The 14735-nt window shown below is 70.2% G+C and carries 14 protein-coding genes; 8 read left to right on the top strand and 6 right to left on the bottom strand.

The features are described 5' to 3' along the window. The 5 genes from CRP56_RS16615 to CRP56_RS16595 all read right to left on the bottom strand — a co-directional run bounded on the left by CRP56_RS16615 (position 1) and on the right by CRP56_RS16595 (position 3215). Complete coding sequence (locus CRP56_RS16615; protein WP_097264794.1) at positions 1-543, bottom strand: GNAT family N-acetyltransferase; 543 nt, start codon at positions 541-543, stop codon at positions 1-3. 66 nt (positions 544-609) lie between these two features. Next, on the bottom strand, positions 610-843 hold the full coding sequence (locus CRP56_RS16610; protein WP_097264792.1) for a helix-turn-helix domain-containing protein: 234 nt from the start codon (positions 841-843) through the stop codon (positions 610-612). Continuing rightward, positions 843-1457, bottom strand: coding sequence for a hypothetical protein (locus tag CRP56_RS16605; protein ID WP_097264789.1), 615 nt, complete (start codon positions 1455-1457; stop codon positions 843-845). The genes CRP56_RS16610 and CRP56_RS16605 overlap by 1 nt, the downstream gene beginning before the upstream one ends. A gap of 463 nt (positions 1458-1920) precedes the next feature. Continuing rightward, on the bottom strand, positions 1921-2541 hold the full coding sequence (locus CRP56_RS16600; RefSeq protein WP_097264788.1) for a hypothetical protein: 621 nt from the start codon (positions 2539-2541) through the stop codon (positions 1921-1923). Beyond that, positions 2538-3215 carry a hypothetical protein gene (locus tag CRP56_RS16595; protein ID WP_257040803.1) on the bottom strand — a complete coding sequence of 226 codons (678 nt, stop codon included), beginning with the start codon at positions 3213-3215 and terminating at the stop codon, positions 2538-2540. The genes CRP56_RS16600 and CRP56_RS16595 overlap by 4 nt, the downstream gene beginning before the upstream one ends. Positions 3216-3387: 172 nt before the next feature. Between CRP56_RS16595 and CRP56_RS47585 the strand changes: the two genes are divergently transcribed. From CRP56_RS47585 to CRP56_RS16580, 3 genes are all read left to right on the top strand, one after another. Further along, a complete protein-coding gene (locus tag CRP56_RS47585; protein WP_179851036.1) occupies positions 3388-4311 on the top strand; it encodes a hypothetical protein in 924 nt (307 codons plus the stop codon). Positions 4312-4506: 195 nt separating this feature from the next. Then, positions 4507-5889, top strand: a complete 1383-nt coding sequence (locus CRP56_RS16585; protein WP_097264783.1) for a nitrate/nitrite transporter — start codon at positions 4507-4509, stop codon at positions 5887-5889. 121 nt (positions 5890-6010) lie between these two features. Then, complete coding sequence (locus CRP56_RS16580) at positions 6011-7165, top strand: uroporphyrinogen-III synthase (RefSeq protein WP_097264781.1); 1155 nt, start codon at positions 6011-6013, stop codon at positions 7163-7165. A gap of 196 nt (positions 7166-7361) precedes the next feature. On the opposite strand, the gene CRP56_RS16575 is transcribed toward CRP56_RS16580, so the two are convergent. Next, complete coding sequence (locus tag CRP56_RS16575) at positions 7362-7886, bottom strand: anthrone oxygenase family protein (RefSeq protein WP_097264779.1); 525 nt, start codon at positions 7884-7886, stop codon at positions 7362-7364. Between the two features lie 180 nt (positions 7887-8066). Here CRP56_RS16575 and CRP56_RS16570 point away from each other — a divergent pair, with 180 nt between their 5' ends. The 5 genes from CRP56_RS16570 to CRP56_RS16550 all read left to right on the top strand — a co-directional run bounded on the left by CRP56_RS16570 (position 8067) and on the right by CRP56_RS16550 (position 14532). Continuing rightward, positions 8067-8648 carry a CGNR zinc finger domain-containing protein gene (locus CRP56_RS16570; RefSeq protein WP_097264777.1) on the top strand — a complete coding sequence of 194 codons (582 nt, stop codon included), beginning with the start codon at positions 8067-8069 and terminating at the stop codon, positions 8646-8648. A 340-nt stretch (positions 8649-8988) separates the two neighbouring features. Then, a complete protein-coding gene (locus CRP56_RS16565) occupies positions 8989-9510 on the top strand; it encodes a sigma-70 family RNA polymerase sigma factor (RefSeq protein WP_010039908.1) in 522 nt (173 codons plus the stop codon). Continuing rightward, positions 9510-10343: an anti-sigma factor family protein gene (locus CRP56_RS16560; RefSeq protein ID WP_097264775.1), complete on the top strand. Its 834-nt coding sequence runs from the start codon at positions 9510-9512 to the stop codon at positions 10341-10343. The genes CRP56_RS16565 and CRP56_RS16560 overlap by 1 nt, the downstream gene beginning before the upstream one ends. Positions 10344-10417: 74 nt before the next feature. Then, complete coding sequence (locus tag CRP56_RS16555; protein ID WP_097264772.1) at positions 10418-12787, top strand: HelD family protein; 2370 nt, start codon at positions 10418-10420, stop codon at positions 12785-12787. A 329-nt stretch (positions 12788-13116) separates the two neighbouring features. After that, positions 13117-14532: an NAD-dependent malic enzyme gene (locus CRP56_RS16550; RefSeq protein WP_097264770.1), complete on the top strand. Its 1416-nt coding sequence runs from the start codon at positions 13117-13119 to the stop codon at positions 14530-14532. Positions 14533-14735 lie beyond the last annotated feature (203 nt).

Raw genomic sequence — 14735 nt, 5'->3', positions numbered from 1 at the left:
CTAGCCCTTCGCCCCCTGCTTCCACTCCTCGGCGAGCAGTCCCAGGATCACCTCGTCCATGAACTCGCCCATCACCCAGGCCGCGGAGCGCAGGAGGCCCTCGCGGACGAAGCCGTTGCGCTCGGCGGAGCGCAGCATCCCGATGTTGTCCGGCAGCGTCTCGATCTGCAGCCGGTGCAGACCGCGGACGACGAAGCCGTAGTGGCACAGCACCGCGACCACGTCGGTGCCGTAGCCCTTGCCGCGGGCGGACGGCAGCAGGCCGAGGCCGATGTGGGCGAACCGGTTGTGGGTGTCGAGGCCCCACAGTGTCGCGGCGCCGACCAGCTCGCCGCTCTCCAGGTCCACCACGGAGAACGGGAGGTTCTCCTCGTCCGTGGGGTCCACCACGAACTTCCCGTCGGTGGTGCTGGGCGGGATCGGCCGCCAGGGCCGGCCGTCGGCGCGCGCGGTGTTGACCACGTCGTCGTAGAGCTCGGCCTGGAGAACCGGGATGTCGTCCTCGTGCCGGGCCCGGAGCCCGACCTTGCTGCCTCTAAGCATGCAGGCTTCTTATCGGTCCTGCCGGGCCGACGGCAAACAGTTTTGCCTCGTCTGCCTGGGACCTCCCTAGGACTTGGGCCGGTAGCTGAGCAGGTCGCCCGGCTGGCAGTCCAGGACCTCGCAGATCCGGGTGAGGGTGGTGAAGCGGATCGCCTTGGCGCGCCCGTTCTTGAGGACGGACAGGTTGACGTTGGTGACGCCGACGCGGTGGGCGAGTTCGGTGACGGTCATCCCGCGCTCGCTGAGGAGCCGGTCGAGATGCACCTCGATGTCATGACCCTCATGCTCCTCCTCGCCCATCAGACAACACCTTCGAGGTCCTCGCGCATGGCGGCGCCGGCGCTGGTGATACGGGCGAAGGTGAGGAGGCCGAGGCCGGTGAGGATGAGCAGGTAGGGGGTGGACCACATCTCCAGCCAGGAGGCGGCCGTGAAGTCGTGGTTGGTGGCGAGCTTCGCGAGCACGGCGGCCTTGGCGTTCGACTCGATGAGGCCGGCGACGAGACTGCCGGCCAGCAGCCACCAGCCGAGCAGCCGGAACCGGGAGGCCGTGATGGCCGTGTAGACGCCGTCCCGGGCGGCACCCTGGAGGAGCCGGTGCAGCAGGAAGAGCCCGCCGATCAGCAGCAGGTCCGAGGGCAGGGTGCTGAGCTGGTCGAGGAACTGCAGGGAGGTGCTGGCCGCCTCGGCGCAGTAGTGCGGGATCGCGTCGGCCTGGGCCCCCTTCTCGGGGAAGAAGTAGCCGCTGTCGATACCGACGCCGGTCGAGTCGTCGGTGATGCAGGCGCCGCCGTCGCCCCAGCCGCCGTGCACGGTTCTGAAGACGACCCCCAGCGTCACCAGCGTCAACAGCACCCGCAGCGCTATCGACACCACGGTCGCCATCGGCTCCAGCATCTTCCGGTCCTCGGACATGGTCCCCCGCCTCGCTTATCGTTTTTCGATGTATCGAGATTCGATGTTATCGAGAAACGATAAGCGTGTCGACCTTTCACGGTCTGGTTCTCGTACGACGGGAAGCCGAGCGACCAGCCGGTGAGGGTGCCGTCGGCCGCGGAGCCACGTTCTCGGCCGCCGTTCAAGGGCCTGCCCCGCTCCTTCGCCGACGACATCGGCACCATCCGCGGCAACTGGCTGGCGCTCGACCTGCGCACCGAGGCCCCGGAGACCTGGGCGCGCCGTCGGAGGCGATGCCCTTGCGGAACAGCAGGCGTTCTTGATGACGGGCTGCGAAACCAGGCTTCGTCTCGCGGAGGACTACGACGACCATGAAGACGGCGATGAGTAGAACAACACCGTCCGTGATGGCGTGCACACGGGTGACCGGATAGCCGTAACGCCGTCAGGCTAGGTGGAGGAGAACCCGGGCCGTTCATGCTCACCCGTCCAGCAACTCCGCCAACCCCCGCTCATACCCCCGAAACCCCGCCTTCCCCCACTCCGGCGCATCCGACCCGGGCCGCAGCAACGACGGCAGACGTGCCACCCGCCATGTGCGGAAGACGCCCGCCGGGCTGCACCTGCCGCTCCCGTCCGCCAAGTCGGCCGCCAGCCCCAGGACTTCGGCGACCTTCCGGGCAGCCGCCCCCGTCTCCACCCCCGCCGCGACCGCCGCCGTGATCAACGCGTCCAGGAACTCCGTCAGTTGGAGGTCGGCTGCCATGCGGCACATCCTGCGTACCGTCGACGGTTCCTCCAGGTCCGCCACATCCACCGGCAGGCCCTCCACCCCACCCGACCACAGCAACAAAGCCAGGCCCGTCACCTCGTGGTCCCGTAGGTAGCCGAGTTCGTCCAGCACCGTCAGGAACACTTCACCAAACGCGCCCACCCTGTGGATGCCGGACAGGAGGTGGTCGACCTCGGCCTGGTGGGCGGTCACATACGCGCCCACCGAGACGTCCGACAGGCGCCACGTGCCCGTCGCCGTCACCGCGCCGACCTCCAGCAGCCCGCCCAGCGGGGCGATGACCGAGCGGGCGAGCGTCTGCTGCGTCACGAGAGGCCCAGCGCCTCCGTGTCCAGCACCTTCGTCGGCGGCTTCACGTCCAAGGGCTTGTTGAAGGCGCTGTAGGTAGTCGTCGTGTGGAAGTCCGTCCCCTTGTACACGACCTTCAACAGGTACGGCTTGCCCTCCGTCGCGACGTAGAACGTGTACTTCCCCGTCCGCACCGACTTGTCCGTCACGATCACCGCGATCGCCGCCTCGCCGTCGACCACGGTCGGCTCGCCCCTCTTCGCCTTGCCGAAGGAGGAGAAGCCCCGGGGGCAGGCGGCGAGGCCGTCGCCCGGCTCGGCCTTGCTCGTGGGGGTCTTGAACCAGGTGTTCTGGGGCCCGCTCATAGGCTTGTCCGACCACCACTCGATGTACGCGCGGTTCGGGCGAACATAGTCCGTCTTGCCGATCCGGATCTGTTCGAGGGCTGCCTTGTTCCAGCTCCAGGTGGTCTTCGAGGTGCACCGGCTGTGGAGGTCGGTCGTGATGCGGCCGGTGAAACTCTTGCCGTCGGGGTTGGTGCTCGTTCCCTCGACGGTCACGGATGTCAGCCCGCTCATCGTCTTGTTCGCCTCGTCGAGGATCTCCCGCCCGGAGCGGTCGTCCCCACCGCCGCCCCCCGAGCACCCGGCCACCGTCACCAAGCACGCCAGCACCGCCACCGCTCTACTTCGCACAGTCCCCCCACAGATCACACGTGACCCAGAGATTACCGGCGTGGGTGCGCGCGCCAAGATCCTGTAAACCGCGGGGGACACCGGTGTCGCCGTGGCATACGGCATGCGAGACTGCCCCGGTTGCGGAAGTGAACGGGGTGGCCCGAAGGGGCCGGTGGGGAGCGGGACCACGATGAGCAAGCGGCAAGTGCAGAAGATGCTGCGGCTGATGGCGAGCGGCGAGCCCGTCGAGCTCACCAGCCCCATGGCCTCGGTGAAGAAGCTCGCCCGACTCGCCTTCATCGCCCAGCAGTTCGGGTACGAGTACGCCGACGTACGCCAGGGCGGCGGCCGCAACAACGCCCTCGTCATGCTCCTCGTCCCCGACCCCAGCCCGCAGGCCCGCGCCCGCGCCGCGCAGAACTGGGCGCAGTATCCGAACGCCGGTGACGGGGTGTCCGTGCCGCCCCTCGTCCCCGACGCCTTCGAACTCCTCAAGGCCCGGATCAATTTCGACCTCACCGGGCAGGCCAAGAAGCGCCTGGGCTACGCCGTCGCCGGTGCCAGTGTCGCGTGCCTGGTCCTCGCGTACCGCTTCGGCGGGCGGTCCGAGGACTTCGTCGCCGCGGCCGTCATCTGGGTCCTGGTCCTGGCGGTGATCGGCATCGGCTTCGTCGTCAACGGCAAGCGCAACGTCAAGTTCGCCGGCCGGCTCCAGGCCGCCGGGTTCGTGCCGGTCACCGACGAGGGCGGACGGGTGCGGTATCTGCCGCCGGGCGCTCAGGTGCCGGGGCAGGCGAATCCCTTCGCCGCCGGTCCGTACGGCCAGCAGCCTCAGCCGGGGTACGGGCAGCAGGCACCGGCGGGGTACGCCCAGCCCCAGCCCCAGCCCCAGCCCGGATACGGGCAGCAGCCCCAGCCCGGATACGCGCAGCAGCCGTACCCGCCCCAGCCCGGCTACGCCCAGCCCCAGCCGCAGGCCTACGGCTACCCCCAGCAGCCGCCGGCCGCCCCCGGCCCGTACGCCCCCCAGCAGCCCTACCCCCACCAGCAGCCGTACCCGCCGCAGCAGCCCTACCCCCAGCAGAACCCCAACTGGCAGGCGCCGCAGGGGTGAGCTCAAGGGGTGACCGGCGCCGCTGGGAGCCGTTCGTAACAAAGGGCCGTAAGTACCTCTCATCCCGCCCGGCCGCCGGGTGAGAGCAAAGTTCCCTTCCGGTCACCCACGGCCACAGCGAGGAAACGCGCCCTCCCTACCTTCGGGAACCAGCCGCTCAGAGAGCCCCGAGCCCCGAAGCACCGTGGAGGCGTCATGACAGCCCCTAGTACAGCCCCCGCACCCCCGAGCAGGGGCGGCCGCTGGATCCAGCAGTGGGATCCGGAGGACGAGACCTTCTGGAACGAGACGGGAGAGAAGGTCGCCCGCCGCAATCTCCTCTTCTCCGTGCTCTCCGAGCACATCGGATTCTCGATCTGGACCATGTGGTCGGTGCTGGTGCTCTTCATGGGCCCGGAGTACGGCCTGACCCCGGCCGACAAGTTCCTGCTGACCTCGATGGTCACGCTCGTCGGTGCCGTCGTCCGGGTGCCGTACACCTTCGCCGTCGCGATCTTCGGCGGCCGGAACTGGACCATCATCTCGGCCAGCCTCCTCCTCGTCCCGACCATCGCGGCCTTCGTCGTGATGGAGCCCGGCACCTCCTTCAACACCTTCCTGCTCGTCGGCCTGCTGGCCGGTATCGGCGGTGGCAACTTCGCCTCCTCCATGACCAACATCAACGCCTTCTTCCCCCTTCGTAAGAAGGGGTGGGCGCTCGGGCTCAACGCGGGCGGCGGCAACATCGGTGTGCCGGTCATCCAGCTCATCGCCCTCGCGGTCATCGGGGCGTCCGGCGGGCCGCGCGTTCTGCTCGGGATCTACATCCCCCTGATCGTCGTCGCCGCGGCGCTGTCCGCGCTGAAGATGGACAACCTGGCGAGCGTCAAGAACGACACCGGTGCCGCCGTCGACTCGGCGAAGGACGGCCACACCTGGATCATGTCCTTCCTCTACATCGGCACCTTCGGCTCCTTCATCGGCTTCTCCTTCGCCTTCGGCCAGGTGCTCCAGGTCCAGTTCGGCCGTACGCCGCTGCAGGCCGCGTACGTCACCTTCATCGGCCCGCTGCTCGGCTCGCTGATCCGCCCGCTCGGCGGCTGGCTCGCCGACAAGTACGGCGGCGCGAAGATCACCCTCTACAACTACGTCGGCATGGGCGCCGCCACCGCCGTCCTGGTCTTCGCCAGCATGCAGAAGTCGCTGCCGCTGTTCGTCACCGCCTTCGTGGTGCTGTTCGTCCTCAGCGGGCTCGGCAACGGCTCGACGTTCAAGATGATCCCCGGCATCTTCCACACCAAGGCCCTCGCCAAGGGGCTCACGGGCGACGAGGCCGCCGCCTACGGCCGCCGGCTCTCCGGCGCCTCCATGGGACTCATCGGCGCGGTCGGCGCGCTCGGTGGCGTGGGCATCAACCTCGCCTTCCGCCAGTCGTTCCTGTCGAACGGCTCCGGCACCGGCGCCTTCGTCACCTTCCTCGTCTACTACGCCCTCTGCTTCGCGGTGACCTGGGCCGTATACCTTCGCCGCACGGCCGCCAAGCCGGAGGCGACGGCTGCCGCCGAGACGAAGCCCCAGCTCAGCTATGCCGAGGTGTGACGTAACACCGGCGCAATGAAGCCGAACCGAGCCTGTCACGTGCCGTTGACAGGCTCGGTCGGCATGCGGGTGCCGTCACACGCGGTGTAGGTGCAAACGACTCGACTGCGGGACGAGAGTTATGTACGACGAAGAGCAGCGACCAGAACAACACGGCCCCCTGGCCGGCTTCACCGTCGGGGTGACAGCCGCGCGCCGGGCCGACGAGCTGGGCGCGCTGCTGCAGCGACGGGGAGCCGCCGTCCTGCACGCACCGGCCCTGCGGATCGTGCAGCTCGCCGACGACAGCGAGCTGCTCGCCGCGACCAAGCAGGTCATCGACGACGTACCGGATGTCGTGGTCGCCACGACCGCGATCGGGTTCCGGGGCTGGATCGAGGCGGCCGACGGCTGGGGTCTGGGGGAGGACCTGCTCGAGCGGCTGCGGGGCGTCGAGGTGCTGGCGCGCGGCCCCAAGGTGAAGGGCGCGATCCGGGCCGCCGGACTGACCGAGGACTGGTCGCCGTCGTCCGAGTCCATGGCCGAGGTGCTGGACCGGCTGCTGGAGGAGGGCGTCGAAGGGCGCCGTATCGCCGTCCAGCTGCACGGCGAGCCGCTGCCCGGTTTCGTGGAGGCGCTGCGGGCCGGGGGAGCGGATGTGCTCGGGGTGCCGGTCTACCGCTGGATGCCACCGGAGGACATCGGCCCGGTGGACCGCCTCCTGGACGCCACCGTCTCCCGGGGCCTGGACGCCCTGACCTTCACCAGCGCCCCCGCCGCCGCGTCCCTCCTGAGCCGGGCCGAGGAGCGGGGCCTGCTCCCGGAGCTGCTGGCCGCCCTCCACCACGACGTCCTCCCGGCCTGCGTGGGCCCGGTGACGGCCCTTCCCCTCCAGGCCCGCGGGGTCGACACCGTCCAGCCCGAGCGCTTCCGCCTCGGCCCGCTCGTCCAGCTGCTCTGCCAGGAACTCCCGGCCCGGGCCCGCATCCTGCCCATCGCCGGCCACCGCGTCGAGATCCGCGGCCACGCGGTCCTCGTCGACGGCGCCCTGCGCCCCGTACCACCGGCCGGAATGTCCCTGCTGCGCGCGCTGTCCCGCCGGCCCGGCTGGGTGGTCGCCCGCGCGGAACTCCTGCGGGCCCTGCCGGGCGCGGGCCGCGACGAACACGCGGTGGAAACGGCCATGGCCCGCCTCCGCACCGCCCTCGGCGCCCCGAAGCTGATCCAGACGGTGGTGAAACGGGGCTACCGCCTCGCCCTGGACCCGGCCGCGGACGCCAAGTACGCCGACACGTAGGAGTAGGAGGGGGCGCTGGACCCGGCCGCCGCCACCGAGTACGTCGGCGCGCCCGGGAGCCGGCGGGTCACCGCCTGTCCCTGGATCCGGCAGCCGACGCCAAGTAGGCGGACGCGTGCGAGTCGGGCAGGGGCACCTGCCGCCGCTGGACCCCGCCACCGACATCGAGTACGCGGACGCACAGCAGCCGGCCGAGTCACCCGCCGACGCTCGCCCCGGTCGCCGGCACCGAGGCCGGCGACGCGTAGGACCGCCCCCGCACCAGCAGCGCCCTCGCCAGGAACCCCACCGCCACCGTCGACAGCACCGCCCGCACCACGTTCCACGCCACCCACGTGTCCTCGAAGTCGGCGCGTGCGGTGGTGGGGTCGGTGGCCGTGTCCAGGGCGTTGTTGAGCGGGATGTTGAAGGCGACCGTCACCAGGAAGGCGAGGGCGTACGCGGTGAGGGCCGCCCATACCCACCGGCGGTGCAGCTCCCCGCGGCCCTGCCACGCCGCCACCCCGGTCAGCAGCAGCGCCCCGAGGAAGCTCAGCATGAACACCGGGTTCTGGATGACGTCGTTGATGTTGCGCATCACCTCGACGTAGACCCGGTCGTCGCTGCGGGCCAGCCCCGGCATCACCGCGCACGCGAAAACGTAGAACGTCCCCGCGATCAGCCCCATGGCGACCGTGGCCGCCCCCAGTACCCCGCCCGTCGTTCCGCTCTGCTTCGTCATGTCCTCCAGTCAACGGGCCCGGGACCGCCGTCGACATGGCCGAGACGCCCAGCCCCATACGCCTGCGTCCACGCCCCTCCGGTACGAGGCCTTCCGGCGGCGCGGACGGGAGGGCACTGTGAGAGGGAACCGATTCTCCGGAACCGTTCTCTCACGGCACCCCAAGGCGGTGACAGGCACATGGCACTTGATACGGCCGCGGCCCCGTACGAGCTGCGGTTCGACGCCGGACGGATCTGCCTCGATCTCCTCGCGACCACCCACCCCGTCGAACGGCTCGACTCGATCGAGGTGCTGTGCGCCTGGATCGTCGGCTCAGGACTGGTCCCGGCCGACACCCCGCTGACGCACGCCGGCGTCTCCTGGCTGGTGGGCTTCCGTGAGCTGAGGGGCCGCATAGGACAGTTGGTGCGTACGGGGTCCGCCGGCACGGACATCGCGCTCGCCCGCGTCAACGAGCTCGCCCGGGCCGCGCCCCCGGCCCCGCGCGCCGTGCCGGCCGAAGACGGCACCCTCGTACGGCAATTGGACCGCCCGCCCGAACTGCCCGCGCTGCTCGGGGCGATCGCCCGGGACGCCGTGGAGCTGCTCACCGACCCGCTCGCGCGGGCGGGTCTGCGGCAGTGCGCCGGCGACAACTGCCCGATCGTCTACCTCGACACATCACGGGGACGCAGGAGGCGCTGGTGCTCCAGTGAGGTCTGCGGGAACCGCGAAAGGGTCGCCCGGCATCGCCGCCGAGCGGCCCTCACGCGCGCTTGAGGGGACCGCGGCGGAAGCCGGGAGTCCGTTATGCGGCTTCTGTGGAGTCGGCGTCGAAGTGATTTCGATTACACGCCGTTTACTCCCGTCGCGTCACGGGCAGCCGAATCGATCTTGCCGATGTGGTGGAAATGTAAAGATCGCACGGTGGGAATGTGCGTGCATGTCCCCCCTCGTCACGTCACCCGGAAGAAAACTGTCACGTCACTTTGAACACTCAACGGCCCACGTCCGTACCCCGTGTTGAGCGACCGGTCGGGGGAACCCCCGGACATCGGAGGTGGGCGTGCGCAAGGATTCCGTCGTGGCCAATGAACGTGGATCGAGGGCCCGACATCGCATGTCCCAGCCCTCGGAACCTGATGAGGAGCTCATGCGTGCTCTGTACAGAGAGCACGCGGGACCCCTGCTCGCGTATGTGCTCAGGCTGGTCGCCGGAGACCGGCAAAGAGCCGAGGACGTCGTGCAGGAGACGCTGATCCGTGCCTGGAAGAACGCCGGTCAGCTCAATCGAGCGACCGGATCTGTACGCCCCTGGCTGGTGACGGTTGCCCGGCGCATCGTCATCGACGGCCACCGAAGCCGGCAGGCCCGGCCGCAGGAGGTCGATCCGTCGCCGCTGGAGGTCATCCCCGCGGAGGACGAGATCGACAAGGCGCTGTGGTTGATGACGCTGTCGGACGCGCTCGACGACCTGACTCCCGCACACCGGGAGGTGCTCGTCGAGACGTACTTCAAGGGGCGTACCGTCAATGAGGCGGCCGAGACGCTCGGAATCCCCAGCGGCACCGTCCGCTCGCGGGTCTTCTATGCCCTGCGGTCGATGAAGCTGGCACTGGAGGAGCGGGGGGTGACGGCGTGATGAGTGTTTACGGGGGAAACCAGGGATTCGGCACAGGTGGTTCGGGTATGTCTGGGGCTATGCAGGGATCTCCGGTGCCGAGCGAGCACGAGACCGTCGGCGCCTACGCCCTCGGGATCCTCGACGACGCCGAGGCAACCGCTTTCGAGATGCATCTCGCCGGATGCGAGTGGTGCGCCCAGCAGCTCGACGAGCTGGCCGGGATGGAACCGATGCTGGCCGCGCTCGCGGACCTGCCCGGGACCGGGTCGCCCGCGATCGGCGAGTCGCTGTCCGCCAGGCCCAGCCCGCGGTTGGTGAACAAGCTGGTCGACGAGGTCGCCGAACGCCGCGCCCAGAAGCGCCGGCGGAGCTTCTACATGGTCGCCGCGGCGGCCGCGCTGATCATCGGCGGCCCGCTGGTCGCGGTCGGCGCCACCGGCGGCGACTCGGGTGGGAACGTTTCGGCACACACCACCGTCAGCCCCGCCAAGCAAGCCTTCGACGTCATCAAGGACAAGGTCACCGCGACCGACCCCAGCACCGACGTCACCGCGACCGTCGCGGTGGAGAAGAAGGACTGGGGCACCCACGCGGTCCTCCAGCTGAAGAACGTGACGGGTCCCGAGAAGTGCTCCCTGATCGCCGTGGGCAAGAACGGCGAGCGCGAGACGGTCACCTCCTGGTCCGTCCCGAACTGGGGCTACGGCATCCCGAACGCCAAGACGGAAGAGGCCAAGCAGCCCCTCTACGTCCACGGCGGCGCGGCCTTCGACCCGAACCAGATCGACCACTTCGAGGTCATGACCTTCGACGGCAAGAAGCTCGTCGAGGTCGACGCGCAGAACGCGTGACGGCCGACGCGTAGCTTCCACCGGCCCCCTTCACTTAGGGTTGACGGCTGCCCAGCACGTCAGAAGGGGGCCCGGTGGCCGCTCAGGCTCAGCAGGAAACCGCGGTCGTTCCGGATCACGACTCCGTTCGTGACCGGGAGATCAGCGTCGAACAGGACCACCTCGACCGGGTCTACCGGCGTCTCGAGGAGAAGATCCACGAGGCCGAGTTCCTCATGAACGACGCGGCCAAGCGAGGCCAGGTCGGCACGCCCGGCGCGCTCGCCGAGCGGGACGCCCAGGTCTTCCGGGCCGGCGTCCACCTCAACCGCCTCAACAACGAGTTCGAGGACTTCCTCTTCGGCCGGATCGACCTCCTCCTCGGCAAGGACGGCAAGAAGGGACCCGACGGCGCCTACACCGCCGTGGAGCCCGCCGAGGGCGCCGTGCGGGAGGACAACACCGCCGAGATCGCCGAGACCCTGCACATCGGGCGCATCGGGGTCCTCGACTCCGAGTACGCCCCGCTCGTCATCGACTGGCGGGCCCCGGCCGCGGCCCCCTTCTACCGGTCCACCCCGGTGGACCCGGGCCGGGTTGTGCGCCGCCGGGTCATCCGCTCCAAGGGCCGCCGCGTCCTCGGTGTCGAGGACGACCTCATGCGCCCCGAGCTCAGGGCCTTCCTCGACGGCCACGAACTGCCCGTCATCGGCGACGGCGCCCTGATGGCCGCCCTCGGCCAGGCCCGCAGCCACACCATGCGGGACATCGTCGCCTCCATCCAGGCCGAGCAGGACCTGGTCATCCGCGCCCCCGCCGCCTCCGTGACGTACGTCGAGGGCGGCCCGGGCACCGGCAAGACGGCCGTCGCCCTGCACCGCGCCGCCTATCTCCTCTACCAGGACCGACGCCGCTACTCGGGCGGCATCCTCATCGTCTCGCCGACCCCGCTGCTGGTCGCCTACACCGAGGGCGTCCTGCCCTCCCTCGGCGAGGAGGGCCAGGTCGCCATCCGCGCCATCGGTTCCCTCGTCGACGGCGCCGAGGCCACGCTGTACGACAGCCCGGCCGTCGCCCGCGCCAAGGGCTCGTACCGCATGCTCAAGGTCCTGCGGAAGGCGGCCCGAGGGGCGCTGGAGACCAGGCCGGCCGGCGGACAGCTCGCCCTCGGCGAGGACGAGAGCCGTCCCTCGGGGACGCCGACCCGCCTGCGCGTCGTCGCCTTCGGCCGCCGCCTGGAGCTGGAGTCCGCCGAGCTGGACCGCATCCGGCAGAACGCCCTCGGCGGCACCGCGCCCGTGAACCTGCTGCGCCCCCGCGCCCGCAAGCTCCTCCTGGACGCCCTGTGGGCGCAGTCCGGCGCGGCCGGCCGGCACACCGACCCCGAGCTCGCCGCCGAGCTGCGCTCCTCCTTCGACGAGGACGTCAGCTCCGAGGACGCCTTCATCGACTTCCTGAACGCCTGGTGGCCCGAGCTCACCCCGAAGGACGTCATGGCCGCCATGGCCGACGAGCGCCGGCTCGGCCGCTGGGCCCGCCGCATCCTCAACCCCGGCGAGGTCCGCAGGGTCGCCCGCGCGCTGAGGCGGGACGGGTGGTCCGTGCACGACATCGCCATGCTCGACGAGCTCCAGGCCATCCTCGGCACCCCGGCGCGCCCAAGGAAGAAGCGCGAACTGGACCCGCTCGACCAGCTCACCGGTCTGGAGGAGCTGATGCCGGTGCGCGAGGAGTCGCAGCGCGAGCGCGCCGAGCGGCTCGCCCAGGAGCGCACCGAGTACGCCCACGTCATCGTCGACGAGGCGCAGGACCTCACGCCGATGCAGTGGCGCATGGTCGGCCGCCGCGGCCGGCACGCCACCTGGACGGTCGTCGGCGACCCGGCCCAGTCCTCCTGGTCCGACCCCGACGAGGCGGCCGAGGCCCGCGACGAGGCCCTCGGCACCCGCCCTCGCCGCCGCTTCCAGCTCACGGTGAACTACCGCAACCCGGCCGAGATCGCCGAGCTGGCCGCGAAGGTACTGGCCCTGGCCATGCCGGGGTCCACGTCCCCCTCGGCCGTCCGCTCCACCGGGGTCGAGCCCCGTTTTGTGACAACGAACAACGGACACAGCACGGTCGTACGGGACTCGCTCGCGGCCACCGTCCGTGCCGAGGCCGCCCGCCTCCTCGACCTCGTCGACGGCACCGTCGGCGTCGTCGTCGCGATGCAGCGCCGCGAGGAGGCCGCCCGCTGGCTCGCCGGGCTCGGCGACCGGGTGGTGGCCCTCGGCAGCCTGGAGGCCAAGGGCCTGGAGTACGACGCCACGGTCGTCGTCTCCCCGGCCGAGATCGCCGACGAGTCCCCGGCCGGCCTGCGGGTGCTGTACGTCGCCCTCACCCGGGCGACCCAGCAGCTGACGATCGTCTCGGCCGACCGGGACCAGCCGGACGGGACCGGGGTGCCTGACCTGCTGAGGGATTAGGAGCGGGATCAGCACTCGAAGAACTCTCGAGACGGGAATGGCCTTACGGGATCTGTTTGTTAGCCTGGGTGTGGCACCGGCCCGATCCAAGCCCCCGGGCCCAACCTTCGTCCCTTAGAGGGACCACTTGCCGCGAGGCGAGCATGGCGGGTCGGTGTCACTGAGCGGAAGAAGAGGTCCACGTCGCGGAAAACGTGACGTGGGCCTCTTTTGTTGTGAACAAAACGATCGCAATCCAGCGCGGCTAACGCCTACTCATCAGTAGGTGCGACGATCGGACGGCATACCGCGTCATACAGCATCACAGGTGAAAGCAGAGGAAGTCGGCCATGGCAACGGCGCCCAGCGTCTCCTACTCGATGACGGTCCGGCTGGAGGTGCCCGCGAGCGGAACCGCGGTCTCCCAGCTCACCGGGGCCGTGGAGTCCCACGGAGGCTCGGTGACCGGCCTCGACGTGACCGCCTCCGGCCACGAGAAGCTCCGGATCGACGTCACCATCGCGGCCACCTCCACGGCCCACGCCGACGAGATCGTCGAACAGCTGCGCGGCATCGAGGGCGTCACGCTCGGCAAGGTCTCCGACCGTACGTTCCTGATGCACCTCGGCGGCAAGATCGAGATGGCGTCCAAGCACCCCATCCGCAACCGCGACGACCTCTCGATGATCTACACCCCCGGTGTGGCCCGCGTCTGCATGGCGATCGCCGAGAACCCCGAGGACGCCCGCCGCCTCACCATCAAGCGCAACACCGTTGCGGTCGTGACGGACGGCTCGGCCGTGCTGGGCCTCGGCAACATCGGCCCGATGGCCGCCATGCCGGTCATGGAGGGCAAGGCGGCCCTCTTCAAGCGCTTCGCCGACATCGACGCCTGGCCGCTGTGCCTGGACACCCAGGACACCGACGAGATCGTCGCCATCGTCAAGGCGATCGCCCCGGGCTTCGCCGGCATCAACCTCGAGGACATCTCCGCGCCCCGCTGCTTCGAGATCGAGGCGCGGCTGCGCGAGGCCCTCGACATCCCCGTCTTCCACGACGACCAGCACGGCACCGCGATCGTCGTCCTCGCCGCCCTGAAGAACGCACTTCGCGTCACCGGCAAGGCAATTGAGAACATCCGTGTCGTCATGTCCGGCGCCGGCGCGGCCGGTACGGCCATCCTCAAGCTGCTGATCGCCGCGGGCGTGAAGAACGCCGTCGTCGCCGACATCCACGGTGTCGTCCACGCCGGCCGCGAGGACCTCGTCGACGCCGCCGCGGACTCGCCGCTGCGCTGGATCGCCGACAACACCAACCCCGAGGGCCTGACCGGCACGCTGAAGGAAGCGGTGCGCGGCGCCGACGTGTTCATCGGCGTCTCCGCGCCCAACGTCCTCGACGGCGACGACGTGGCCGCGATGGCCGAGGGGGCGATCGTGTTCGCGCTCGCGAACCCGGACCCCGAGGTCGACCCGGCAATCGCCCGCCAGACCGCGGCGGTTGTCGCCACCGGCCGCTCCGACTTCCCGAACCAGATCAACAACGTGCTGGTCTTCCCGGGTGTGTTCCGCGGTTTGCTCGACGCCCAGTCGCGCACGGTGAACACGGACATGATGCTGGCCGCCGCGACGGCCCTCTCGGACGTGGTGAGCGAGGACGAGCTGAACCCGAACTACATCATCCCGTCCGTCTTCAACGACAAGGTCGCGGGCGCGGTCGCCGGTGCAGTGCGCGAGGCGGCGAAGGCGGCGGGCGCCACCGCCTGACCCCGGGCGCCGGGGCCTGGTGACGCCGGGCGCCGCGGGCCGTTGTCGTAGCCGTGTCGTACTGTGCAAGGGCTGTGGGTGGTCGTGCGGGCTTGTGAGCATCACCACCACGGCCCCTGCGTCGGCGCGTCGCGGAACCCCTGGCCGAGGGCCGCCCGTTAGGTTGGCGGGCACGCTCAGGCCTTTCGTGTGACTCCCTAGGG

The organism is Streptomyces sp. TLI_55 (assembly GCF_900206255.1).
Lineage (GTDB): Bacteria > Actinomycetota > Actinomycetes > Streptomycetales > Streptomycetaceae > Streptomyces > Streptomyces aquilus.
Note: the sequence above shows the minus strand (reverse complement) of the source record. Positions and strands in the feature narration are given on the sequence as shown.